We start from the raw sequence: 25,254 nt of genomic DNA on the forward strand, positions 1-25,254 counted from the left end.
TGTCGTCCTGGCGAAAGCGGTGCGCGAAGGCGTGTGCCAGCTAGCGTTCCGTCAGCTTCAGCTCGATGCGGCGGTTGCGCTTGTAGGCGTCTTCGGTCTGTGCGGTGTCGAGCGGCTGGAATTCGGCGAAGCCGGCGGCGACCAAGCGCTGCGCGGGCACGCCGATCGAGACCAGATACTGCACCACCGAGATCGCGCGCGCGGAGGACAGCTCCCAGTTCGATTTGAACAGCGGGCTGTTGATCGGCCGCACGTCGGTGTGGCCGTCGACCCGCAGCACCCAGGCGATTTCGGGGGGGATCTGCTTGTCGAGATCGATCAGCGCGTTTGCTACGGTGTCGAGCTCGGTCTTGCCTTCCGGCAGCAGCGTCGCCTGGCCGGTGTCGAAGAACACTTCGGACTGGAACACGAAGCGGTCGCCGACGATGCGGATATCGGGACGGTTGCCGAGGATGGCGCGCAGCCGGCCGAAGAATTCCGAGCGGTATTTCGACAATTCCTGCACCCTTTGCGCCAGCGCGACGTTCAGGCGCGAGCCGAGATCGGCGATCCGGCTCTGCGATTCCTTGTCGCGCTTCTCGGAGGCGTCGAGCGCTTCCTCGAGCGCCGCGAGCTGGCGGCGCAGCGCGCTGATCTGCTGGTTCAGCACCTCGATCTGCGCCAGCGCGCGCGACGACACGCTCTTCTCGGACTCCAGCGCCTTGTTGAGTTCGTTGGCGCGGCCCTGCGCGTCATTGCCGGAATTGGCGAGCCCCTCGTAGAGCCCCTTCATGCGGTCGCGCTCGCTCTCGGCCGAAGCGAGCCCGGCACGCAGCTGCGACACCTGGTCGTCGAGCGTCAGCTTGGAAAGCTTCTCCAGCGACAGCAGCTCGTTGAGCTGGGCGATCTTGGCGTTGAGCTGCTCCAGCGCCTTGTCCTTGCCGGTGACCTCCTGCGACAGGAAGAACTGCACGACGAGGAACACCGACAGCAGGAACACGATCGACAGCACCAGCGTCGACAGCGCGTCGACAAAGCCGGGCCAGTAGTTGAAGCCGGATTCGCTGCGGCGCGAGCGGGCGAGGGCCATCGAGCATTCTCCTCAACTCTCGTGTCCTGGACGCTGCGCATCACGTCGTGCTGCGCAGCGTCCGGGGCGCGCGTTTCTAGTTCTTCTCGGGCTGGCGGGCGAGGCGCTCGAGCAGCCGCTTGATCTCGCGGTTCTGCTCGCCCTGGCCGTCGGCCCATTCGCGGATCATCTGCTGCTCGGTGCGCATATGCGCGACCAGTCCCTGGATCGCCTCGGCAAGATTGGCCATTGCGGCCGTGGTGCTGCGGCCGCCGCCGCCGGCGCCACCTTCTTCGAAGGTCGCACGCAGCCGGTCGATGGCGCCCTGCAGGTCGGCACCGCCGGCGCCGACGCCCTCGCCGGAGATGCCGCGCACGGTGGTGGCGAGCCAATCCTCGAGGTCGGTGTAGAAGCGGTTCTGGGCCTGACTCGATTGCAGGTCGAGGAAGCCGAGGATCAGCGAGCCGGCGAGGCCGAACAGCGAAGACGAGAACGAAATGCCCATGCCGCCGAGCGGCGCGGCGAGGCCCTCCTTCAGCGTATCGAACAGCGCGCCGGCGTCGCCGCCGACCTTGAGCCCGTCGATCACCTTGCCGACCGAGCCGACCGTCTCGATCAGGCCCCAGAAGGTGCCGAGCAGGCCGAGGAACACCAGCAGGCCCGTCATGTAGCGCGAGATGTCGCGGGCTTCATCCAGGCGGGTTGCGATCGAATCGAGCAGATGCCGCATGGTCTGCTGCGAGATCGACATCCGCCCGGTGCGCTCGCCGCCGAGGATCGCGGCCATCGGGGCAAGCAGGGTCGGGCGGCGCTCGATCGCAAGGCCGGGATCGGCAATGCGGAAATTGTTGACCCAGGCGACCTCGGGATACAGCCGGATCACCTGGCGGAACGCCAGGATGATACCGATCAGCAGCACGGCGCCGATCAGGGCGTTCAGCCCGGGATTGGCGAAGAAGGCGGTGACGATCTGCTTGTACAGTACGACCCCGACCAGGCCGCAGAGCACCAGAAACACCAGCATTCGCACCAGGAAGATCCTGGGCGAGGACAGCTTGCTCAGTTCGATCTCCATCTCGGAGCGGGAAGGGGGCATTGCCGGGTCATCCGTTCGCGAAGGCCGCATCTGCCAGCAATATGGCACAGCGGCGGAGTGAGGAAAGCCGAATCCAAGGCGGATGGCAGAACCCTGGGTTGAGATTGGACGGATTGTTGCCGCTTTGCGCAGCTTCGTCGCCGGGCTCCGGATCAACGCTCGCGCGGGCCCGAGGTCCCGCGCGCAGATCCCAGACGTGGCCGGGTTGCACGCACCGTTGGGCGAGGTGCGCGCGATGCGCGGTGATTCGGCCGGATCGCCGCAGGATGGTGAGAGGTGCGGCATTCCTGCGCAGCAAATGGCCTGTTCCCGCTCACGCAGTCCTTAACGCATTCCCACAGCCTGCGATGGAACCCGCTCACAATTCAGTGACCCGGCAAAAGATGCCACGAAATCAGAACGATAGCGTTCTGTGACAATGAGCCGCCGAGAAACGCATTGCGTCGCAGCAAGTAGATTTTATTTTTACGGGGGCAACGCGAGCGCTGTCGTCGTGACACCGCCGTTCGTTTGTTCAAACCTCTCAGGGGCGATCATCTCAATGTCTGGACTTCGCGCGCAATCGGCATGCATTGCTCTGATGCTGGCCGTGACGGCGCCACTGCTTGCTGGCTGCGACGAGCCGAATTCCGCAACCGCCGCCGTGCAAGCACCCGAGCCGGACGTCAGTGTCGTCACCGTGAAGCAGCAGGCGCGCGCGATGGTGCGCGAGTTGCCGGGCCGCATCGCGCCGACCCGCGTTTCCGAGGTGCGTCCGCGCGTCTCCGGCATCGTCGTCAACCGCATGTTCCATCAGGGCAGCGAGGTGAAGGTCGGCGATCCCCTGTACCAGATCGATCCGCGTCCGTTCGAAGTCGAATTGCAGTCGACCGAGGCGGCGCTGGCGCGCGCCAAGGCCGTGCTCGAGCAAACCTCGCTGCAGGCCCGCCGTATCGCCACCCTCACCAACCAGCGCGCGACCTCGGAGGCCGAGAACGAGAAGGCGATCGCCAACCTGAAGCAGGCCGAAGCCGACGTGCAGGGCCGCGAGGCCGACGTCGCGCGCGCGAAACTCAATCTGGACTATGCGACGATCCGTGCACCGATCGACGGCATCATCGGTGCTGCTGTGATCAGCGAAGGCGCGCTGGTCGTGCAGAACGACGCGGCGAGCCTTGCGACCATCCAGCAGCTCGATCCGATCTATGCCGACTTTCAGCAGTCGGTCACCGAGATGAACCAGCTGCGCCGCGCCTTCGAGAACGGCGATCTCGACCGCATCGAGGCCGACGCGATGAAGGTGCGTCTCGTGCTCGACGACGGCTCGATCTATCCGCTGCCGGGCAAGCTGTTGTTCTCCGACGCCAAGGTCGACGCCCATACCGGGCAGGTCACCCTGCGCGGCGAGTTCCCGAATCCGAAGCGCGTCCTGCTGCCGGGCATGTATGTCCGCGTGCAGATCGAGCAGGGCATCGACAGCGATGCGATCGCCGTGCCGCAGCAGGCGATCCAGCGCAATGGCGGCGGCGGCAGCGAGGTGTTCGTCGTCAAGGACGACAATCACGTCGCGGTGCAGCCGGTGCGCACCGGCTCGCTGCAGGACGGTTCCTGGTTCGTGACCGAAGGCCTCAAGGCCGGCGACAAGGTCGTCGTCGAGGGTTTCCAGAAATTCGCCGCCGGCGACAAGGTACGGCCGCTGGCCTGGCGTGAGATCGACGCTGCTGCGGCATCGGATTCGCAGCAGACCGCCCACGCGGTGCGGTGATCCGACATGCCCAGCTTCTTCATCGACAGGCCGATCTTCGCCTGGGTCGTCGCGCTGTTCATCTGTCTGGTCGGCGCGATCTCGATTCCGCTGCTCGCGGTCGCGCAGTACCCGATCATCGCGCCGCCCTCGATCTCGATCTCGACGAGCTATCCCGGCGCGTCGCCTGAAAACCTCTACAACAGCGTCACGCGGCTGATCGAGGAGGAGCTCAACGGCGCCGCCAACATCCTGAACTTCGAATCGACCTCCGACTCGCTCGGCCAGGTCGAGATCATCGCCAACTTCAAGCCGGGCACCGACACCAGCCAGGCCTCGGTCGAGGTGCAGAACCGCCTCAAGCGCGTCGAGGCGCGGTTGCCGCGCGCCGTGATCCAGCAGGGCATCCTGGTCGAGGAAGCCTCGTCCGCCGTGCTGCAGATCATCACGCTGAACTCGACCGACGGCTCGCTGGATGAAGTCGGCCTCGGCGACTTCATGATCCGCAACGTGCTGGGCGAGGTGCGCCGGATCCCCGGCGTCGGCCGCGCCACGCTGTATTCGACCGAGCGTTCACTGCGCATCTGGATCGATCCGGCCAAGCTGGTCGGCTACGGCCTGTCCGCCGACGACGTCAACAAGGCGATCACGGCGCAGAACGCCCAGGTCGCCTCCGGCAGCATCGGCGCCGAGCCGAGCACCGATACGCAGAAGATTTCCGCCCAGGTGCTGGTGAAGGGCCAGCTCTCATCGCCCGACGAGTTCGGCGCGATCATCCTGCGCGCCAATGCCGACGGCTCGACGGTCCGCCTGCGCGACGTCGCGCGAATCGAGATCGGCGGCCTCAGCTACCAGTTCAACACCCGTCTCGACGGCAAGCCGACCGCCGGTCTCTCGGTGCTGCTGTCGCCGAAGGGCAATGCGCTGGCGACCGCGAGCGCGGTCGAAGCCAAGATGAAGGAGCTGTCGCGCTTCTTCCCGGCCAATATCTCCTACGAAATTCCCTACAACATCACGCCCGTCGTGAAGGCTTCGATCGAGAAGGTCCTGATGACGCTGGTCGAGGCGGTGGTGCTGGTGTTCATCGTGATGTTCCTGTTTCTGCAGAACATCCGCTACACCATCATTCCGACCATCGTGGTTCCGGTGGCGCTGCTGGGCGCCTGCGCCACGCTGATGATCGCCGGCTTCTCGATCAACATGCTGACCATGTTCGGCATGGTGCTGGCGGTCGGCATCCTCGTCGACGACGCCATCGTCGTGGTCGAGAACGTCGAGCGCATCATGGCCGAGGAGGGCCTGCCGCCGAAGGAAGCCACCAAGAAGGCGATGTCGCAGATATCAGGCGCCATCATCGGCATCACGCTGGTGCTGATGGCCGTGTTCGTGCCGATGGCGTTCTTCCCCGGCTCGGTCGGCATCATCTATCGCCAGTTTTCGGTCACCATGGTGGCGGCGATCGCGTTCTCGGCGCTGCTCGCGCTGTCGCTGACGCCGGCGCTGTGCGCGACGCTGCTCAAGCCGGTCGAGAAGGGTCATGGCCATGCGCGCAAGGGCGTGTTCGGCTGGTTCAATCGGGTGCTCGACTCCAGCCGTGCCGGCTATGTCACGACCGTGCAGGCCGGGCTGAAGCGTACCGGCCGGCTGATGCTGATTTATGCCGTGCTGTTCGCGGGCGTGGCCTACGGCTTCGTGCGGCTGCCCGGCGGCTTCCTGCCGGTCGACGACCAGGGCTTCATCACGACCGACGTGCAGACGCCGTCGGAGTCGTCCTATGCGCGCACCGAAGCTGCGGTCGAGCAGGTCGAGAAGTATCTGAAGGATCGCGCCGGCATCGAGAACGTCACGTTCCTCACCGGCTTCAGCTTCCTCGGCCAGGGCATGAACACCGCACAGGCCTTCATCACGCTGAAGGACTGGTCGGAGCGCGGCGCGAAGGATTCGGCTGCCGCCATCGTTGCCGATATCAACCGCGACCTGTCGTCGACGATCCGCGATGCCAGGATCTCGGCGCTGCAGCCGCCGCCGATCGACAACCTCGGCAACTCCTCGGGCTTCTCGTTCCGCCTGCAGGACCGCGGCCAGAAGGGCTATGCCGCGCTGATCGCGGCGTCCGATCGCCTGATCGCGGAGGCCAATGCCAGCCCTGTGTTGCAGAAGGTCTATGTCGAGGGTCTGCCGCCGGCGCCGCAGGTCAATCTGATGATCGACCGCGAGAAGGCGGGCGCGTTCGGTCTCACCTTCGAGGACATCAACAATACCATTTCGACCAATCTCGGCTCGAACTACATCAACGATTTCCCGAACCGCGGGCGGATGCAGCGCGTCATCGTGCAGGCCGACAAGACCAGCCGCATGAACGCGGACGACATCCTCAATTACAACGTCAAGAACAGCCGCGGCCAGCTGGTGCCGTTCTCGGCCTTCGCGACCATCGAATGGACGAAGGGGCCGACACAAATCGCGGGCTTCAATTACTATCCGGCGGTGCGCATCTCCGGTGAGGCGAAGCCGGGCTTCACCTCGGGCGACGCGATCGCGGAGATGGAGCGGCTTGCCGACAAGCTGCCGCGCGGCTTCGGCTACGAGTGGACCGGCCAGTCGCTGCAGGAGAAGCTGTCGGGCTCGCAGGCGCCGTTCCTGCTCGCGCTCTCGGTGCTGGTGGTGTTCCTGCTGCTCGCCGCACTCTATGAGAGCTGGACCATTCCGCTCGCGGTGCTGCTCACGATTCCGCTCGGCATTCTCGGCGCGGTGGTGGCCGCGACGCTGCGCGGGCTATCGAACGACGTCTATTTCACGGTCGGCCTGATCACCATCATCGGCCTGGCCGCCAAGGACGCGATCCTGATCATCGAGTTCGCCAAGGACCTGCGCGCGCAGGGCAAGCCGCTGGTCGAGGCGACCATCGAGGCGTGTAGCTTGCGCTTTCGCCCGATCCTGATGACGGGTCTCGCCTTCGTCTGCGGCGTGCTGCCGATGGCGATCGCGACCGGCGCCGGCGGCGCCAGCCAGCAGGCGCTCGGCACCTCGGTGATGGGCGGCATGATCGCCGTCGTGATCCTCGCGCTGCTCTTGGTGCCGGTGTTCTTCGTCAGCGTGCAGCGCGTGCTGGCGGGAGATCGCGAGCAGGTCGCGAAACCGGAAGTCTACGGTCCGCCTGCGCCGGTAACGGGCGGCCATTGATGTCCGAGATCGGTGACGATCAAGCCGACGGCTTGCTTTCCCAACATAGTCAATCCAGATTGCAGCCCTGGATTGAACGGGGAGCGTAGAGGCAACCCGGGGATTGAGGGCATGTGATGCGGCCGACCGACATTGCGATCTCGAATTATCGCTCCATTCGGCGGCTCCACATGCCCATTCAACCGCTGTCGGTCTTCGTCGGCGAGAACGGCGTCGGCAAATCCAATCTCTACAAGTCCCTGTCGCTATTGCGCGACGCAGCAACCGGCCGGATCGCGCGCACGATCGCCGACGAAGGTGGACTGAACTCGGTCTGCTGGTCCGGGCTTCGCAGGCGGGGCGAGGATTCGCGACTGCGGCTGGCGGCCAGTTTCGAGCGCGTCAACTACTCGATCGAGCTCGGACATCCTGGCCCGGTCGAGGCCGCGTTTCCCGGCGAGCCGATGATCAAGTCCGAACGCATCGAGGCGATCCACGGCAAGCGAAAAGTCCTGATGATGGAGCGAACCAATTCGCACGTCAGCGTCCGCGGCGAGAGCGGTGCCTGGAGCGAGCACGAGAATGCGGTGCTGGCGTCGGAAACCGCTCTCGCCGATTTCCTCGACGCCCAGACATGTCCCGAAGTCGGTCTGATCAGGAATGCGCTGCAGAGCTGGCGCTTCTATCACGACTTCCGCACCGATCCGGCGTCGCCGATCCGCAAGCCCTGTCTCGCGATCACGACGCCGTCGTTGAGCGCCGACGGCAGCGATCTCGCTGCCGCTTTGGCAACGCTCACCTCGATCAGGCAGGATGCGGCCGACCTGCAGGATGCGATCGAGGACGCATTCCCGGGTGCCGAACTCCGGGCGTGGGAAGACGACGGGCGCTGCGAATTCGAACTGCGGCAGGCTGACATGCCGCGTCCGTTCAAGGCGCACGAGCTATCCGACGGGACGCTGAAATATATCTGCCTGCTCGCCGTGTTCATGGGCTATCGGCTGCCGCCGTTCATCGCGCTGAACGAGCCCGAGACCAGCCTGCATCCATCGCTGCTGGCGCCATTGGCCAGGCTGATCGCCAAGGCGTCGCGCCGCGCCGATATCTGGATCGTCACCCATTCGGAACATCTGATGGAGGCGCTGCGAAGCGAGAGCTCGGTCCCACTTCGACGGGTCGTCAAGGCGAAGGGCGCCACCACCATCGAGGGTCTGACGCTCGGCGGCGAATTTCGCCGTGAAGACGACGAGGATGACGACGACGATTAGATCGCGCCGTCGCGCTATTGCCCGAGCGGCTTCAGGATCTTGATCAGCTCGCCGTGCACGAATTCGTTGCCGCAGACGACATGGCCGGTCTGCAGCGGGTCGTCACTGCCCTGGATGCCGGAGACGGTGCCGCCGGCTTCGCGGACCATCAGCAGGCCGGCTGCGACGTCCCAGGCCTGCAGATTGCGCTCCCAATAGCCGTCGAGGCGGCCGGCGGCGACGAAGGCGAGGTCGAGCGAGGCGGCGCCGAAGCGGCGGAAGCCCGCGACCTTGTTCTGCAGCGCGGCCATCTCCTGCAGCGCCAGCTGGTGATTGCCGCGGCCGATATGCGGCAGGCCGCAGGCGACCACGCATTCGTTGAGCTGGCGGCGGCCGGCGACGCGCAGCCGCTGGTCGTTGAGGAACGCGCCCTTGCCGCGCTCGGCGATGTAGAGCTCGTCATTGGCGGGATTGTAGATCACGCCCGCGATGATCGTGTCTTCGCGCTGAAGCCCGATCGAGATCGCGAATTGCGGGATGCCGTGCAGGAAGTTGGTGGTGCCGTCGAGCGGATCGACGATCCAGGTGTGGCTCTTGTCCGAGCCCTCGCGCTTGCCGCCTTCCTCGCCGAGGAACCCGTAACCGGGCCGGGCCTTTTCGAGATCGGTGTAGAGCATCTCCTCGGCGCGCTTGTCGGCGAGCGAGACGAAATTCGCCGGCCCCTTCAGCGACACCTGGAGGTGTTCGATCTCGCCGAGGTCGCGCTTGAGGCTGCGGCCGGCGCGGCGCGCGGCCTTGACCATGACATTGATGAGGGCGGAGTAGAGCATGATGAACGGTTTCTTTGCGATTGTGCTGGAGGACCGGCCCAAACGTGGTCCCGTCATCCTGAGGAGCGCGGAACGCGTGTCTCGAAGGACGAACGGCCACCAGCTGGGCCGTTCATCTTTCGAGGCTCGCTCCGCTCGCACCTCAGGATGACGGGGCGGGAGGGGCACTGCCTTGGATTGCCGGACTGGGTGCCCTCTGGAGGCGCCCCCGTCAAGGCGTCATTTGACGTTGTTTCCGATCCATTTTCGCGCGGCTGCCTCGCCCTTGGCGCGGTCTTCCGGGCTCATATCGGCGAGGATGTCGTCGAGATCGGGGTCACCCTTGCCGGCGGTCTTGGCGATCGTGTGCCATTTCAGCGCCTCGACCTTGTCCACCGGGGCGCCGGCGCCGGTCGCCAGCACATGGGCGAGGCGGTTTTGCGCGATCGCGCTGTTCTGCCGGGCCGCCTTGCGTAGCAGCGCCACCGCCGCAGGCACGTTCCGCGGCGTGCCGGCGCCGTTGTAGAGCGCGATGGCGTATTCGACCTCGGCATCGACATTGTCGGCCAGCGAGGCGGCCTGCAGCAGGCGGGCCGCCTTTTCGAGGTCCTTCGGCACGCCGGTGCCTTCCTTGTAGAAGGTCGCCAGCGCGTATTGCGCCTCGGGGCTGCCGGCGTCGGCGGCCATCCGCAACAGCTCGGCGGAGCGCTTGAGATCCTGCGGCAGGGTCTGGCCGTCGAGATAGAGCAGAGCGAGATTGTAGGCCGCCTTCGGTTCGCCGAGCTTGGCCGACGAGGCCAGCAGCTTGACCGCGGAATCCTTGTCCACCGCGCCGCCACGGCCCGCGATCCGCATCATGGCGAGGGCGAACATCGCCTCACGGTCGCCGGCATCGGATGCGCGCTTGTACCAGTCGTCCGCCTTGACGTAGTCGCGCTTGACGCCGAGCCCGTTGGCATAGAGTTCGCCCAGCATGGTCATTGCTTTGGTATCGTTGTTGTTCTGGGCGCGCACCATCGCGAGGTCGAAGGCGGTCTTGTACATGCCGCGCTGATAGGCGCCGTAGACGAGGTCGACATTGGGATCGTCCGGCGTCGGGGTCGGCGAGGGCGTCGGGGTGGCCGTTGGTGTGGCGGCGGGCTTCGGCGCGGGCTTCTTCGCGGCGGGCGCATGCACCTTCGGCTTCTCTTTCGGCGTCTCCTTCTTCGCGGGCGGCGGCGTCTGTGCCGGCGGCGTGATCGAGAGCTGCGCCATCGCACCGCTCGCCAGCATCATGCAGCCGAGCGCAACACCTATCGGACGCAGGCGGTTCATTCCGGCGTCATCCCTCGGCCTTGGCCTGGCCCAACGTGCCGGCATGCGCCTGTGCAATCGCTGCGCCGATCTCGGCGAGTGCGGTCTTGGCGCCGCGCGGATCGGACCAGATGAGGTCTCCGACCAGCACGAAATCCGCGCCGGCCGCGGCGAATGCCTCGGCCTCCTCGCGCGAGGTCGCAAAGCCGACGCAGGGCGGCTCGAACAATTCGTCCCACCATTGCAGCCGCTCGGCGATCGCCTCAAGCGAGGGGCGCTGTCCGTTGGCGTCGGGCTCGCCGAACAGCACATAATCAGCACCGGCTTCGCCCGCGGCCATGGAATCGTGGCGCGTCGCGAGCCCGCCGACGCCTGCGATGCGGTCGGGCTTCAGCGAGGGCATCGCCTCTTCCATCGCGGCGAGGCCGCTCAGATGCGCGCCGTCGGCGCCGGCGCGGGCCACGATGTCGGGATGGCCGTCGATCAGCAGCGCCGCACCCGCGTTCTGGATCGCAGGCGCCAGCGCCTTGACGGTGGAGATCATGCTGCGCGGATCGGCATCGCGCAGCCGCACCAAAACAGCCGCGACGTCGGCCGCGGCAAGCAGGTCGGCAAGCTCGGCCGCAAGCCGTGCGGGCTCGTCGACCGGCGGGGTTGCCAGATAGAGGCGCGGCGCCGGCCGCGGCGGAACGGGCTTGGTGGCCAACTATGCCGCCTGTTTCTCGAGGCCGGCTTCCCAATTGCCGGTGCTCGCGAGCCCGTTCATGCGGGCGCGATGCGAGAAGGCGCGCTGGCCCGCCGGGACGTTGTCGGGCTTGCCGGACCACGCCTTCTGCGGCGCCGCTTGCAGCGCACGGCCATAGGAGAAGGTCAGCCGCCAGGGTAAATGGCCGATCTTGTTCATGGCGTCGAGATGCGCGGTCGCCTCCTCGTCGCTCTGTCCGCCGGAGAGGAAGGCGATGCCCGGCACCGCGGCGGGTACGCAGCTCTTGAGCAGGCGGATGGTCTTCTCGGCGACTTCCTGCACCGACGCCTGCTTCGGGCATTTCTTGCCCGAGATAGCCATGTTGGGCTTCAGGATCATGCCCTCCAGCGCGACGCGCTGCACCCGCAATTCCTGGAAGGTGCGGTTCAGCACACGCTGCGTCACCTCATAGCAGCGGTCGATGTCGTGATCGCCGTCCATCAGCACCTCAGGCTCGACGATCGGGACGATCTGCGCGGCCTGGCACAGCGCCGCGTAGCGCGCCAGCGCATGGGCGTTGACGCGGATCGCGGTCATGGTCGGAATGCCCCGGCCGCCAGTGCCGTGGCTGCCAGCGCCCGAGCCGATGTCGATCACCGCGCGCCACTTCGCAAACCGCGCACCGCGCTCGTAATATTTCTTCAAGCGCTCGGCGAGCTTGTCGAGGCCGACGGTGACGAGTTCGCCCGGGCAGTTCGGCAGCGCCTGGGTGCCTTCGTCGACCTTGATGCCGGGGATAGCGCCCGCCTGCTCGATCAGCTTGACCAGCGGCGTGCCGTCCTTGGCATTCTGCCAGATCGTCTCGTCGTAGAGGATGACGCCCGAAATGTACTTGCTCATCGCCTCCTGCGAGCGGAACAGCATCTCGCGATAGTCGCGGCGACTGTCCTCGGTCGAATCGACCTTGATGGCGTCGAACCGCTTCTTGATGGTGCCGGAGGATTCGTCGGCGGCGAGGATGCCCTTGCCGGGGGTGACCATGGCAAGCGCAACTTTGTTGAGGTCAGCGAGGTTCATCGGGGGCGTCCTCCGGAGCCATTGCCTTTGCAAACCAAAATAGGCGGTTCTCGGGCAAATGCCTAGAAAACGTTCGTCGCGGCCGATGTTTGTCGCAGCCGGCGATCAAGCCCCGGGACACCGTTTCCAACTGCGTCAGAACCGGTGTCCCGCCTTAATGATTCAGGCGAGAAGTTGTCAGGCGATCTCTCAGCCTTGTCAGGCGACCTTGGGATCGAGCGCGCCCGCGGCGTAGCGCTTGGCCATTTCCGCCGTGGTCAGCACCTTCTTGATCTTGCTGGCCTGGCCCGCGGTGTTGAACTCCTGCAGGCGCTGCTTGCACAGCTTGGTCATCGCCTCCATCGCGGGCTTCAGGTACTTGCGCGGATCGAACTCTTCCGGATTGTCCTTCAGCACCTTGCGGATCTGGCCGGTCATCGCCATCCGGTTGTCGGTGTCGATGTTGATCTTGCGCACGCCGTTCTTGATGCCACGCTGAATCTCGGCGACCGGCACGCCCCAGGTCGGCTTCATCTTGCCGCCATTGGCGTTGATGATCTCCTGCAGCTCCTGCGGCACCGACGAGGAGCCGTGCATCACGAGATGCGTGTTCGGCAGCTTGCGATGGATTTCCTCGATCACGTTCATGGCGAGGATGTCGCCGTCGGGCTTGCGGGTGAACTTGTAGGCACCGTGCGAGGTGCCCATCGCGATCGCCAGCGCATCGACCTTGGTTTCCTTGACGAACTTCACCGCCTCGTCCGGATTGGTCAGCAGCTGGTCATGCGACAGCTTGCCCTCGGCACCGTGGCCGTCTTCCTTGTCGCCCATGCCGGTCTCGAGCGAGCCGAGCACGCCGAGTTCGCCTTCCACCGAAATGCCGCCGAGATGGGCCATGCCCGTCACGGTCCTGGTGACGCCGACATTGTAGTCCCAGTCGCCGGGGGTCTTGCCGTCGGCCTTGAGCGAGCCGTCCATCATCACCGAGGTGAAGCCGGCCTGGATCGCCGTCATGCAGGTGGCGGGCTCGTTGCCGTGGTCGAGATGCACGCAGACCGGGATCTGCGGGTAGATCTCGGTGACGGCGTCCATCATGTGCTTGAGCATGACGTCGTTGGCATAGGACCGCGCGCCGCGCGAGGCCTGGATGATGACGGGCGCGTCGACCTCGGAGGCCGCCGCCATGATCGCCAGCGCCTGCTCCATATTGTTGATGTTGAAGGCGGGGACGCCGTAATCATGCTCGGCCGCGTGGTCGAGCAGTTGCCGCAATGTTATGCGAGCCATTCCATTTCTCCCTGTAAAGCGCGTTCGCGGATTTGAACTAAATCAACGGTTTTTCAAAACTTCGACGCCCGGCAACGGCTTGCCTTCCATCCATTCAAGAAACGCGCCGCCCGCGGTCGAGACGTAGGAAAAATCACCCGCCACGCCCGCCTGGTTGAGCGCCGCGACGGTATCGCCGCCGCCAGCGACCGAGATCAGCTTCTTGGCCCTGGTGCGCTCGGCGGCATGCTTGGCGGACACCACGGTGCCGCGGTCGAACGGCGCTAATTCGAAGGCGCCGAGCGGTCCGTTCCAGACCAGCGTCGCGGCATCGTCGATCGCGGCATGGATCCGCGCGATCGATTGCGGGCCGACATCGAGGATCATGCCGTCGGCCGGGATCGCGTCGAGGCCATAGGCGTGCGATGGGGCATTGGCGGCAAACTGATTGGCGACGACGGCGTCAACGGGAAGGATGATCGCGCAATTCGCCGCATTGGCCTTCTCCATGATCCGCAGCGCGGTCGCGGCGAGGTCCTTTTCGGCGAGCGACTTGCCGACGGCGATGCCCTGCGCGTGCAGGAAGGTGTTGGCCATGCCGCCGCCGATCACCAGCGCGTCGACCTTGTTCACGAGGTTTTCCAGCAGATCGATCTTGGTCGAGACCTTGGCGCCGCCGATGATCGCGATCACGGGCTTGGTCGGTGCTTCCAGCGCCTTGCCGAGCGCGTCGAGCTCGGCCTGCATGGTGCGGCCGGCATAGGCCGGCAGCTTGTGGCCGAGGCCTTCGGTCGAGGCGTGGGCGCGGTGCGCGGCGGAGAAGGCGTCGTTGACCCAGATGTCGCCGAGTTTTGCCAGCTCTGCGACGAAGCCGGCGTCGTTCTTTTCCTCTTCCTTGTGGAAGCGGGTGTTCTCGAGGCAGAGGATGTCGCCATCCTTGAGTGCCGCGACCGCCTTGGCCGCGGGCTCGCCGATGCAGTCCTCGGCGAAGCCGACCGGGCGCTTGATCACCTTCGACAGCGCCTCGGCGACCGGCTTCAGCGAGTCCTTGGCATCGCGTCCCTTGGGCCGGCCGAAATGGGCGAGCAGGATCACCTTGCCGCCCTTGTCGGAAATTTCGGTGATGGTGGGGGCAACGCGCTCGAGCCGCGTGGCGTCGGTGACGCGGCCGCCTTCCATGGGGACGTTGAGGTCGACGCGCAGCAGCACGCGCTTGCCCTTCACGTTGACGTCGTCGAGGGTGCGGAACGATTTGGTCATGGGCGTTTCCTGTGCGGCCGGACACAGCCATCCAGCGGACGGCGTCGCTTTCGCTTGCCGATGTCGCGGCCGTCAAGGTCGCGAATGCGGGGGCAAACACGCAGATGCCCGGCGCTCGGCCGGGCATCACGAACAGTCGAATTTAGATCAGCTTGCCGATCGCGACGGCGGTGTCCGCCATGCGGTTCGAGAAGCCCCACTCATTGTCGTACCAGGCCATCACACGCACCAGCGTGCCGTTCTGCACCTTGGTCTGGTCCATGTGGAAGGTGGCCGAGTGCGGATCGTGGTTGAAGTCGATCGAGACGTTCGGCGCGGTGGTGAAGCCGAGGATGCCCTTGAGCTGCTGCTCGGAGGCGCGCTTCATCGCCTCGTTGATTTCCTTGGCGTCGGTGGCGCGCTTGGCGACGATCTTCAGATCGATCACCGAGACGTTCGGGGTCGGCACGCGGATCGAGACGCCGTCGAGCTTGCCCTTCAGTTCCGGCAGCACCAGGCCGATGGCTTTCGCGGCACCGGTCGAGGTCGGGATCATCGACATCGCCGCGGCGCGGCCGCGATAGAGATCCTTGTGCAGGGTGTCGAGCGTCGGCTGGTCGCCGGTATAGGCGTGGATCGTGGTCATGAAGCCGGTCTCGATGCCGACCGTCTCGTTCAACACCTTGGCAACCGGCGCGAGGCAGTTGGTGGTGCAGGAGCCGTTGGAGACGACGAGCTGATCCTTGTTCAGCGTGTCATGGTTGACGCCGTAGACGATCGTCGCATCGGCGCCGTCGGCGGGGGCCGAGACCAGCACGCGCTTGGCGCCGGCGGTGAGGTGCGCAGAGGCCTTGTCCTTGGCGGTGAAGATGCCGGTGCATTCCAGCGCGATGTCGACGCCGAGGGCCTTCCACGGCAGCTTGGAGGGATCGCGCTCGGCCGAGACCTTGATCTTGTTGTCGCCGACGCTGATCGAGTCGCCGTCGACGGTCACGGTGCCCGGAAAGCGGCCGTGCACGGAATCGAAGCGCAGCAGGTGCGCGTTGGTCTCGACCGGGCCGAGGTCGTTGATGCCGACCACCTCGATGTCCTTGCGGCCGGACTCGGCGATGGCGCGCAACACATTGCGGCCGATACGCCCAAACCCGTTGATCGCGACGCGGATTGCCATGCTGTGTCTCCTCTAAAAGCTACTGCCGGCCCCGCGGGAGTGGTCCCACGAGGGTTTTACGGCGGAACGCCCGGTTCAGCCGGACGCGAGCGGAAAAGATGGAGCTTTGGTAATCCTTTTTCGCGGCAAGCTCAACCTTCGACCGGCGGGTGTCAGGCCAGCGTCAGACGCGCTTCAGGGCAGCGTTAACGACGGCCTCCGCAGTAATGCCGAAATGCGGGAAAAGGTCCTTCGCCGGGGCACTGGCGCCGAAACCGTGCATGCCGACGAATTCACCGTCGCGGCCGATCACGGCATCCCAGCCCCAGCGCACCGCAGCCTCGATCGCGATCTTGACCGGAGCGTTGCCGATGACGGCGTTTTGCCGCTCGGCGGGCTGCGCCAGCAGCAATTCCAGCGACGGCACCGAGACGACCCGCGTCGCGATGCCGCGCCCGGCGAGCTGCTTCTGCGCCTCGACCGCGATCTGGACCTCGGAACCGGAGGCGAACAATGACACTTTTGCGTCACCCTGCGCCGCGACCAGCTCGTAGGCGCCGTGGCTGCACGGGTTGTCGTTCGGCACCGTGGTGCGGAGCTGCGGCAGGTTCTGGCGGGTCAGTGCCAGCACGGTCGGCCCGTCGATCCGGTTGAGCGCCAGTTCCCAGCACTCGGCGGTCTCGACCGCGTCGCAGGGGCGGAACACGCGCATGTTGGGCATCGCGCGCAGCGCGGAAAGGTGCTCGACCGGCTGGTGCGTCGGGCCGTCCTCGCCGAGGCCGATCGAATCATGGGTCATCACATAGACGACGCCGGTGCCCATCAGCGCCGACAGCCGCATCGCACCGCGCGCATAATCGGTGAACACCAGGAAGGTGGCGCCGTTCGGCGCGAAGCCGCCATGCAGGAAGATGCCGTTGAGGCACGCTGCCATGCCGTGCTCGCGGATGCCGTAATGGATGAAGCGGCCCTTCGGGGTCTTGGCGGCGAACGCCACTGCCGACTTCGCCTTGTTGTTGTTGGAGCCGGTGAGGTCGGCGGAGCCGGCCACGAATTCCATCGGCATTGCGGCGGCGATCACTTCGATCGCGGCTTCCGACGATTTGCGGGTGGCGATGTTGAGCGGATTCTCCAACAGGCCCTTCTTGAAGGCGCGCAGGCCCTTGGCGAGCGACTGCGGCCGCTCGTGACGCAGGCGGCGCTCGAACTCGGCACGCTTGCGGTTGCCGAGCTGCGCGAACTGCTCGTCCCAGGCCTTGTGCTCGGCGGCGCCGCGGGCACCCGCCTCACGCCAGGCCTTCAGCACGTCGTCGGGCACCGAGAACGGCTCGAGCGAAATGCCGAGCTTCTCCTTGGCACCCTTGAGCTCGGCGGCGCCGAGCGCCTCGCCATGCGCTTTTGCGGTGCCGGCCCTGGTCGGCGCGCCGAAGCCGATCGTGGTCTTGCATGCGATCATCGACGGCTTGCTGGATTTCTGAGCGCGGGTGATCGCAGCGGCAATCGCCTGCGGATCATGGCCATCGATCAATTCGGCGGCCCAGCCCGCGGACTTGAAGCGCTTGACCTGATCGACCGAGTCGGAGATCGAGGTCGGACCGTCGATCGAGATGCCGTTGTCGTCGTACAGCACGATCATCTTGTTGAGCCGCCAAACACCGGCGAGCGCGATTGCTTCCTGCGAGATGCCTTCCATCAGGTCGCCGTCGGAGGCGAGCACATAGGTATGATGGTTGACGATCTTCTTGCCGAACTCTGCGGCGAGCATCTTCTCGGCGAGCGCCATGCCGACCGCGGTCGCAATGCCCTGGCCGAGCGGGCCGGTGGTGGTCTCGATGCCCTTGGTGTGGAAATTCTCGGGGTGTCCCGGCGTCAGCGATCCGAGCTGGCGGAAATGCTTGAGCTGGTCGAGCGTCATGTCCTTGTTGCCGGTGAGATACAGCAACGCATAGAGCAGCATCGAGCCATGGCCGGCCGAGAGCACGAAGCGGTCGCGATCGGGCCATGCCGTGTCGGCCGCATCGAATTTCAGGAATTTGGTGAACAGGACGGTCGCGATGTCGGCGGCGCCCATCGGCAGGCCGGGATGGCCGGAATTCGCCTTCTCGACGGCGTCCATGGCAAGGCCACGGATCGCATTGGCCATACGGGTGTGATCGACCTGCGTCATGATGAAAAGTCCGCCTGGAATGAGGAGCTGATTGCTGGACGCATCGGGGCGGGCAGCCGCGATACGCGCGTGGATGGCCTTACGGGTTGCGGGTGGATTAGCACCTCAATTCCGCAAGTCCAAGGCGATGGAACGCCCCAAAACGGGGAAAAGTTGCTCGAAATGGCCCAATTTCATTGAACGGTGCATAGTTTGGCGCCGCCGTTGCGCTGGGCTCGCTTGCCACGTAAATTTCGTCCCGTAAACGCTTGCCGAACCGCCAGTTTTGCCGTGCGCAGGCCGGTTTTCAGCAAGCTTCTAACCGACTGGAAGGGTCCACACCGCGTGTCATGAGTGATCGTCTCGCCAACGGCTCTGGCAATACCGAGGCACCGCTCGCCGATATCGATGCTGCGACAAGGCGGCTGATGGCAGCGCTCGATGCGCTGGAGAGCTCGGTGGAGCGGCGCCGCGAGGCCGACCGCGACGAAAACGAATTGGCGAGCCGGATCCAGGCGCTCGGCGCCGATCGCTCCAGGCTTGCCGACGAACTCGACGGATCGCTGGTGAAGACCCGCAAGCTCGAGCGCGTCAATCGAGACATCGCGGAAAAGCTCGATGCGGCAATCGGCACAATTCGCGCCGTGCTCGCGGGCGGAGAAGGCAGATGAGCCACATCAACGTCACCATCAATGGCCGGCAATACCGGATGGCCTGCGAGGAGGGCCAGGAGGTGCGGCTGCTGAAGCTCGCGGAAAGTCTCCAGCAGCGCGTCGAATCGCTGCGCGGCAAGTTCGGCGAGATCGGCGATGCGCGGCTGACCGTGATGGCGGCACTCACTGCCTGCGACGAGCTGGTCGATGCAGGCGCGCGGATCCGCAGCCTCGAGGAAGAGGTCGAGCAGCTGCGCAATGCCGGCGTCGTCGCCACCGACCGCGCCCGCGCCACCCAGACCGCGGTCTCTAATGCGCTCAACGCCGCCGCGGAGCGGATCGAGCGCACCACCCAGGTGCTCAACCGCACCATCGGCGGCGGCATCGCGATCGGGTGATCTTGCTTCACCTCGGTCTTGTGGGCAGGCATCGCAGATGGCTGCGGCCACCTCCCATGGCGCGGGACGGAGCGCGGCTGCAGAATTTCTGAATATTAGAATAATGCCGCTGATTTGCCCGACATGTCAAGGTGCCGTGTCGAATGCCGGCAAGCCGCCGGCTCCTTTGCATGGGGTTGTTTTCGATGTTTTGGCAGCGTGCCCCTGCGGAGGGTGGGGAAGATCATACGAGAGCTTGGACTGCGTCAGCCTTACCGCTGGCGGATTGGGGCAACGATAGCTAGATTAGCCCCGCGAAGCTGCGTCGTGCGTCAGGAGCCATATATCCCCGGGGCCTTATCGATCCTTTAGGGAACTGTCCCTGGCCGGGTCCGTGGACCCGGACATATGGTGCCCACCTACTTTCGTAGGGAACTCCGGGATCGAGCGCTCCAACGGCCTCTGCGGCTTCGCACTGATTGCTGTTGCCTTGTCGTCGCGCTGCGGCGGTTTGATTGTGGTGCAGTTTCCCCGCAATGGGTCTCGTCATCGGCTCGCCCGCTGGCAGGGTCCCCGCGGGGTGTCCAGTGCGCCGCGGCCTGGTCAAACGAATGCTAAAGCATGATCCGGAAAAGTGCGAAGCGGTTTTCCGAAAAGATCATGCTCAAACAAAGAGCTAAAGCGCGATGACGATTCAACCTGATCTCATCGCGCTTTAGCGTTTCTGAGTGCCGGCTCGTTCGCGTTTTGCGGACGATGACAGCGGAAGATGGATCATGCACGCATCTCCATCGAAGGCCGAGCTTCGGGCACTTGCTCTCGCCAAGCGCGACGCGCTGAGCGACGAGCAGCGCGCGGCCGCTGCCGAGGCGCTCGCCAAGCGCGGCGCGCCGTTCGAGATCACGCAAGGCATGATCGTCTCGGGCTATGCGCCGATCCGCAGCGAGCTCGATCCGGCGCCGCTGATGAAGAAGCTTGCCGAAGGGGGGGCGCGGCTTGCGCTGCCCTGCATCAATGCGCGCGGCCAGTCGCTGACCTTCCGCAGCTGGTCGCCGCAGGACCGTCTGATGCTCGGCCCGCTCGGCATTCCCGAGCCGTCGCCGGCCGCCGCCGAGGTGCATCCCGACGTGATGCTGGTGCCGCTCGCGGCATTCGATAAGCTCGGCCACCGCATCGGCTACGGCGCCGGCTATTACGACTATACCTTTGCGCACCTGCGCAAGGCCAAGCATGTGATCGGGGTGGGGGTCGCCTTTGCTGCACAGGAAACCAAGGCAATTCCGGCGCTGTCGCACGACGTTCCGCTCGATTATGTGCTAACGGAGCGCAAGACGTTCGATTTCCGGAGTGGCTAGCCTTGCGTATTCTGTTCGTTGGTGACGTCGTCGGCAGGACCGGCCGCACCGCCATATCAGACCATCTTCCCGGCATGATCAGGGACTGGTCGCTCGATCTCGTCGTCGTCAACGGCGAGAACGCGGCCGGCGGCTTCGGCATCACCGAGGCGATTTACCAGGAGCTGCTGGATGCCGGCGCCGACGCGATCACGCTCGGCAACCATGCCTGGAATCAGAAGGAGGCGCTGGTCTTCATCGAGCGCGCGCCGCGCCTGATCCGGCCGCTGAATTTCCCGCGCCATTCGCCGGGCCGCGGCGCCACGCTGGTCGACACCAAGAGCGGCAAACGCGCGCTGATCATCAACGCGATCGGCCGCGTCTTCATGGAGCCGTCCTCGAACGATCCGTTCAGCGCGATCGAGCGCGAGCTCGAGGCCTGCCCGTTGCGCGCAGGCGCCGACGCCATCGTGCTCGATTTCCATGCCGAGGCCACCAGCGAGAAGCAGGGCGTCGGCTTCTTCTGCGACGGCCGCGTCAGCCTCGTGGTCGGGACCCACACCCATGTGCCGACCGCCGATCATCAGGTGCTGCCCGGCGGCACCGCCTATATGAGCGATGCCGGCATGACCGGCGACTATGATTCGGTGATCGGCATGCAGAAGGAGGAGCCGCTGCAGCGTTTCCTCACCGGCATTCCCTCCGGACGTTTCGAGCCGGCCGGAGGCGTTGCGACGCTGAGCGGCGTCGCGGTCGAGACCGACGATGCGACCGGGCTTGCGGTGAAGGTCGCGCCGGTGCGCGCCGGCGGGCGACTCGAGCCCGCGGTGCCGGGATTCTGGATCAGCTAGCTCGATCAGAACCCGAAGAACTTTTGGCGCAGGGCGTCTTCGTACTCGGACTTCGCCGCCTTGACCTTGCTGCGCATCGCGTCCTCGGTGAAGTGGGCGTTCTCCCACTGGTCGACCTCGGCCACGGTATGGTTCACGGAAGCAAGCGCTTCTTCGTTTCGAATCGCCGCAATCCAGGCTTCCACTGCCTTCTTGTATTCGGCCTGCAGTCGATCCAGCTCGGGATATTCATCACTCATCGTGAAGCTCCTCTGTTCGATGTCCGTTGCGCGGCGGCGAGATTCGGGGCCGGGCTCGACGCAGTATCGGTGCGGTACACTACTTCCGGCGGGATCCGGCTGCGATGGCAATCGAGGGTGTGATTGCGCGGTCGGCAGCACCACCAGAACATACGGAATCCAGCCTGACGTGTTGTTTTCAAATAGCTGTGTCAGCGGTGTGACACCCGCATATCGGTTGGGCGCGATATGCGGGGTTGCTCGAGCGTGAAGCGCTTGCGACGGGGGGTGCCGGGGGCCCATTCGGAACGTGCCGGCGGCGACGCAGTCGAGACCGACGATGCCCGGCCTTACCTGAAAATCGCATCGGTGCGCGCCGGCGGACGGCTCGAGCCCGCGGTGCCGGGGTTCTGGACCAGCTAGCCTTTCCGGAAGGGAAGTGCTCTATTCGCTACGGGGCGGAGGCATCCTTGAGCGACAAGCGCGTTGAACGGCGGTTGGCGGCGGTCGTGGCGGCAGATCTCGCTGGATACAGCCGCATGATGGAGCGTGGCGAAGAGCGCACGCTCGCCGATCTGAAGAGCACCCGAGGCACGCTGATCGACCCCGCTATCGCCAGCCATCGTGGCCGCATCGTCAAGACCACCGGCGACGGATTGCTGATCGAGTTCGCGAGCGCCGTCGACGCGACGCGCGCGGCGATCGAGGTTCAGCGCAGCATGGCGACGCAGAACGCTGACGTGCCGCACGAGTTCAGGCTCGAGTTCCGCGTCGGCATCCATATCGGCGACATCATCATCGACAGCGACGACATCTTCGGCGACGGCGTCAACATCGCCGTGCGCATGGAGCGTATCGCAGAGCCCGGCGGCATCTATTTGTCCGACGACGCGTATCGGCAGGTGCGGGGCAAGGTCGATGTCGCGTTCGACGACATGGGCCTGCAAACCCTGAAGAACATTGCCGAACCGATGCGCGCCTGGCGGGCGCGAATCGATGAAGAGAAGACTGCGGCGGCCGCGACCAAGCCGGTCAGGCCCGCACTGCCGCTGCCCGACAAGCCGTCGATCGCGGTCCTGCCGTTCCAGAACATGAGCGGCGATCCCGAGCAGGACTATTTCGCCGACGGCATGGTCGAGGAGATCATCACCGCGCTGTCGCGGTTCAAGTCGTTGTTCGTCATCGCGCGCAATTCGAGCTTCGCCTACAAGGACAAGGCTGTCGACATCAAGTGGGTGGGTCGCGAGCTCGGCGTGCGCTACGTGCTGGAAGGCAGCGTACGCAAGGCCGGCAACCGGGTCCGCATCACCGGCCAGTTGATCGAGGCGGAGACCGGCAACCACATCTGGGCCGACCGTTTCGACGGCGACCTCGAGGATGTCTTTGGCTTGCAGGACAAGGTCACCTCAAACGTGGTCGGCCTGATCGCGCCCAGGCTCGAACAGGCCGAGTTCGAGCGTGTCAGGCAGAAGCCGACGGACAAGCTGGACAGCTACGACCTCTACCTGCGCGGCATGGCGCTGATTCATCAGCGCGCCTCGCTCGCCGATGCCTACAAGCTGTTCAAGCACGCGATCGAGCTCGATCCGGAGTTCGCCGCGGCGCATGCGATGCTGGCGTGGACCTGGATGGCCCGGCAGGCCACCACCGGCTCGCCGCTCGACGGCCCGGAGCGGTTCGAGGCCGTGAAGCACGCACGGTTGGCGTCGCGACTCGGCGAGGAGGATGCGTTCGTGCAGTCGACGGCCGGCCACGTGCTGACCTATCTCGGGCATGACTACGACCTTGGCTCGTCGATGGTCGAGGAGGCGATCACACTGAATCCCAATCTTGGATTCGCTTGGTATTCGCGCGGCTGGGTCTCGCTGATGTGCGGCGAGACCGAACGTGCCATCGAGAGTTTCGACCACATGATCCGGCTTAGTCCGCTCGATCCCTTGCGCGTCAGCGCCTGGATCGGCATGGCGCACGCCTGCTTCTGGCTCGAACGTTATGAGGAGGGATGCAAGGTTGCCAGACGGTCGTTGCGCTTCAACTCCAATGCGCATTCATTGGGCGCCTTCATCATCAACGCGATCCGCGCAGGCGATGCGGAGGAGGCCAGAAAGGCGATCGCTCGTTTATTGCGGGTGCATCCGGGCTTCCGCACCTCGCATATCAGCGAGGCGTTTCCCGTGCGCGATGCCGCACTGCGTGACAAGATAGGCGCCGCACTGCGCGACGCAGGATTGCCGGAATAGCCAAGGCATTTCGAGCGAAGTGGATTCCGGTGCGCGTGAAGAAAACGCGTCCAAACAAGGAGCCCTAAAGCATGATCCGGAAAAGTGCGAAGCGGTTTTCCGAAAAGATCATGCTCAAACAAGGAGCTAAAGCGCGATGACGATTCAACCTGATCTCATCGCGCTTTAGCCCTGCCGGAAGCCCATCCGGAACGCGCCCCAGTGGCGGCCGTTCACGAAGATCGGCGACGACACGTCCTTCATCAGCACGAATTTGCTGCCGCCCATGTCGCGGCGATAGGTCTGCAGCAGGAACGGCTTGGTATTGGCCGCGACCTTGCTCACCGCGCGGTCGTTGAACAGCCGGCGGTTGCGGCAATTGGCGTTGTTCCAGACCGGGTCGGGACCCTGCGGCAGCCGGTAATTCGGATTGTGGGTCGGCAGATAGCCGCTGCGCGCCCAGGCGACGCAGAACACGATGCGCGGATCGGTCTTCTGGATCGGATCCTGGATCGCAGGCAGCACGCGGTCGGTGAAGCTGACATAGTCGCTCAGATATTGCTTCGGATTGGTGCCGGCGATCTCGCGATAATTCTCGTCCATCAATTGCGCGAGCGTGATCTCGCCGCGCGCGATCGCATGCTCGAACAACTCCGAGATCTGTTTAGCGGTGTCGATCACGACGCGGATCAGCGGCGCATCACTGGTCTCGACGCCGCTGTCGGCGATGGTCACGATCAGGCTCTCGGACAGCTCGAGCAGCTTTGCGACGCGGCCGTCGGCATGCTGGAGGTCGCGCGAGGAGAGGTCGACGCCCCTGGCGAGCTCATTCAGCTCCGCGATCACGGTGTCGCAATGGCCGAGATTGGAGGTCGCGGCGCGCGCCACGCTGCCGATCTCGGCGCCGACCGATGAGAAGCCCTCCTGCACGCGCATGATGATGCCTGATATCTGCCGGGCGCCTTCCCCGGCGCTCTTGGCGCGTAGCGAGGCGTCGCTGCTCTCGCCGATCAGGCTGCCGATCTGGCCGTCGAGATCGCGCACGGTGTCGGAAATCTGATGGGTCGCCTGACGGGTCGCCTCGGCAAGGTTCTTCACCTCGTTCGCGACCACGGCAAAGCCGCGGCCGGCATTGCCGGCGCGCGCGGCCTCGATCGTGGCGTTGAGCGCCAGCAGGTTGGTCTGCTTGGCGATCGCCTCGATCGAACCGGAGACCTTGGCGACCTGGCTCAGCGCCGAGCCGACCGCGGCGAGCCGCGCCTCGATCCGTCCGACCGCCGAGACGAGCTCTGCGATATGGCTGACCGCTGTCTCGACCGCGTTGCGCGATTCCGCGATCTGGCCGACCGCGGCGGCTGCGGTCGTTTGCACCGCCTGCGATGCGTTGGCGATGTCGTGATTGGCCGAGACCATGATCTCGGCGGTCTCCTGCAAATGATGGAACCGCTCCGACTGGTTGGCGACGCGGTTCGCGACCTCCTGGACGTTGCCGGCGATGTCGGCAAGCTCGACCCCGAGGCCGCCGATCCGGTCGGCGAGCTGGTCGACCAGCCGTTCGGCCAGTGTCCGGTTCCATGACGTATCCAGCACTGCAAGCTGCGCCGCCGACATGTCGCGTTTCCTCCGTTACAGCAGCCCGTCGCGCCGCCGCAGCATTCCCCATTCCAGTCTAAAGCGTGATT

At 65.3% G+C, this 25,254-nt stretch carries 20 protein-coding genes and 1 other RNA gene; 9 read left to right on the plus strand and 12 right to left on the minus strand.

What is annotated here, in order from left to right; genetic code table 11:
* Positions 1–40: 40 nt before the first annotated feature.
* Positions 41–1,069, minus strand: coding sequence for a peptidoglycan -binding protein (locus HAP47_RS07530; RefSeq protein WP_176396229.1), 1,029 nt, complete (start codon positions 1,067–1,069; stop codon positions 41–43).
* A 76-nt stretch (positions 1,070–1,145) separates the two neighbouring features.
* Entirely contained in the window at positions 1,146–2,144 is a 999-nt protein-coding gene (locus tag HAP47_RS07535; protein ID WP_173638793.1) for a flagellar motor protein MotA, read from the minus strand.
* Between the two features lie 541 nt (positions 2,145–2,685).
* Here HAP47_RS07535 and HAP47_RS07540 point away from each other — a divergent pair.
* The 3 genes from HAP47_RS07540 (at position 2,686) to HAP47_RS07550 (ending at position 8,297) form a co-directional block, all read left to right on the plus strand.
* A complete protein-coding gene (locus HAP47_RS07540) occupies positions 2,686–3,888 on the plus strand; it encodes an efflux RND transporter periplasmic adaptor subunit (protein WP_173638792.1) in 1,203 nt (400 codons plus the stop codon).
* A gap of 6 nt (positions 3,889–3,894) precedes the next feature.
* Positions 3,895–7,050: a multidrug efflux RND transporter permease subunit gene (locus HAP47_RS07545; protein ID WP_173638791.1), complete on the plus strand. Its 3,156-nt coding sequence runs from the start codon at positions 3,895–3,897 to the stop codon at positions 7,048–7,050.
* A 116-nt stretch (positions 7,051–7,166) separates the two neighbouring features.
* Complete coding sequence (locus HAP47_RS07550) at positions 7,167–8,297, plus strand: AAA family ATPase (protein ID WP_173638790.1); 1,131 nt, start codon at positions 7,167–7,169, stop codon at positions 8,295–8,297.
* Between the two features lie 14 nt (positions 8,298–8,311).
* Here the strand turns inward: HAP47_RS07550 and HAP47_RS07555 are convergent, their stop codons facing one another.
* The 8 genes from HAP47_RS07555 to tkt form a co-directional block, all read right to left on the minus strand.
* On the minus strand, positions 8,312–9,106 hold the full coding sequence (locus HAP47_RS07555) for an inositol monophosphatase family protein (RefSeq protein ID WP_173638789.1): 795 nt from the start codon (positions 9,104–9,106) through the stop codon (positions 8,312–8,314).
* A 219-nt stretch (positions 9,107–9,325) separates the two neighbouring features.
* Positions 9,326–10,399, minus strand: coding sequence for a tetratricopeptide repeat protein (locus HAP47_RS07560; protein ID WP_173638788.1), 1,074 nt, complete (start codon positions 10,397–10,399; stop codon positions 9,326–9,328).
* A 7-nt stretch (positions 10,400–10,406) separates the two neighbouring features.
* The gene (locus HAP47_RS07565) at positions 10,407–11,084 is read right to left on the minus strand and encodes a thiamine phosphate synthase (protein ID WP_173638787.1); all 678 of its coding nucleotides are present in this window, start codon (positions 11,082–11,084) and stop codon (positions 10,407–10,409) included.
* Complete coding sequence (locus tag HAP47_RS07570) at positions 11,085–12,140, minus strand: class I fructose-bisphosphate aldolase (RefSeq protein ID WP_173638786.1); 1,056 nt, start codon at positions 12,138–12,140, stop codon at positions 11,085–11,087.
* Between the two features lie 198 nt (positions 12,141–12,338).
* Positions 12,339–13,406 carry a class II fructose-bisphosphate aldolase gene (gene fba, locus HAP47_RS07575; RefSeq protein WP_097673655.1) on the minus strand — a complete coding sequence of 356 codons (1,068 nt, stop codon included), beginning with the start codon at positions 13,404–13,406 and terminating at the stop codon, positions 12,339–12,341.
* Positions 13,407–13,448: 42 nt separating this feature from the next.
* On the minus strand, positions 13,449–14,645 hold the full coding sequence (locus HAP47_RS07580; protein WP_173638785.1) for a phosphoglycerate kinase: 1,197 nt from the start codon (positions 14,643–14,645) through the stop codon (positions 13,449–13,451).
* A 142-nt stretch (positions 14,646–14,787) separates the two neighbouring features.
* A complete protein-coding gene (gene gap / locus HAP47_RS07585) occupies positions 14,788–15,795 on the minus strand; it encodes a type I glyceraldehyde-3-phosphate dehydrogenase (protein ID WP_173638784.1) in 1,008 nt (335 codons plus the stop codon).
* Between the two features lie 163 nt (positions 15,796–15,958).
* Positions 15,959–17,941 (minus strand): transketolase, encoded by a 1,983-nt coding sequence (gene tkt, locus HAP47_RS07590; RefSeq protein ID WP_173638783.1) that lies wholly within the window; start codon positions 17,939–17,941, stop codon positions 15,959–15,961.
* A 329-nt stretch (positions 17,942–18,270) separates the two neighbouring features.
* Between tkt and HAP47_RS07595 the strand changes: the two genes are divergently transcribed.
* The 5 genes from HAP47_RS07595 (at position 18,271) to HAP47_RS07615 (ending at position 21,135) form a co-directional block, all read left to right on the plus strand.
* The gene (locus HAP47_RS07595; RefSeq protein ID WP_173640607.1) at positions 18,271–18,591 is read left to right on the plus strand and encodes a DUF4164 domain-containing protein; all 321 of its coding nucleotides are present in this window, start codon (positions 18,271–18,273) and stop codon (positions 18,589–18,591) included.
* Positions 18,588–18,971: a cell division protein ZapA gene (locus tag HAP47_RS07600; RefSeq protein ID WP_173638782.1), complete on the plus strand. Its 384-nt coding sequence runs from the start codon at positions 18,588–18,590 to the stop codon at positions 18,969–18,971. The genes HAP47_RS07595 and HAP47_RS07600 overlap by 4 nt, the downstream gene beginning before the upstream one ends.
* 293 nt (positions 18,972–19,264) lie before the next feature.
* Positions 19,265–19,425, plus strand: a non-coding RNA gene (ssrS, locus tag HAP47_RS07605) — 6S RNA.
* 301 nt (positions 19,426–19,726) lie between these two features.
* Positions 19,727–20,305, plus strand: coding sequence for a 5-formyltetrahydrofolate cyclo-ligase (locus HAP47_RS07610; RefSeq protein ID WP_173638781.1), 579 nt, complete (start codon positions 19,727–19,729; stop codon positions 20,303–20,305).
* Between the two features lie 2 nt (positions 20,306–20,307).
* Complete coding sequence (locus HAP47_RS07615) at positions 20,308–21,135, plus strand: TIGR00282 family metallophosphoesterase (RefSeq protein WP_173638780.1); 828 nt, start codon at positions 20,308–20,310, stop codon at positions 21,133–21,135.
* Positions 21,136–21,140: 5 nt separating this feature from the next.
* On the opposite strand, the gene HAP47_RS07620 is transcribed toward HAP47_RS07615, so the two are convergent.
* Positions 21,141–21,374, minus strand: a complete 234-nt coding sequence (locus HAP47_RS07620) for a hypothetical protein (RefSeq protein ID WP_173638779.1) — start codon at positions 21,372–21,374, stop codon at positions 21,141–21,143.
* A gap of 449 nt (positions 21,375–21,823) precedes the next feature.
* Between HAP47_RS07620 and HAP47_RS07630 the strand changes: the two genes are divergently transcribed.
* Entirely contained in the window at positions 21,824–23,593 is a 1,770-nt protein-coding gene (locus HAP47_RS07630; protein ID WP_231168800.1) for an adenylate/guanylate cyclase domain-containing protein, read from the plus strand.
* Between the two features lie 165 nt (positions 23,594–23,758).
* Here HAP47_RS07630 and HAP47_RS07635 read toward each other — a convergent pair whose 3' ends face one another.
* Positions 23,759–25,183 (minus strand): methyl-accepting chemotaxis protein, encoded by a 1,425-nt coding sequence (locus HAP47_RS07635; protein ID WP_173638778.1) that lies wholly within the window; start codon positions 25,181–25,183, stop codon positions 23,759–23,761.
* Positions 25,184–25,254: the final 71 nt, after the last annotated feature.

Source organism: Bradyrhizobium sp. 41S5, from assembly GCF_011516665.3.
GTDB classification, from domain to species: domain Bacteria; phylum Pseudomonadota; class Alphaproteobacteria; order Rhizobiales; family Xanthobacteraceae; genus Bradyrhizobium; species Bradyrhizobium quebecense.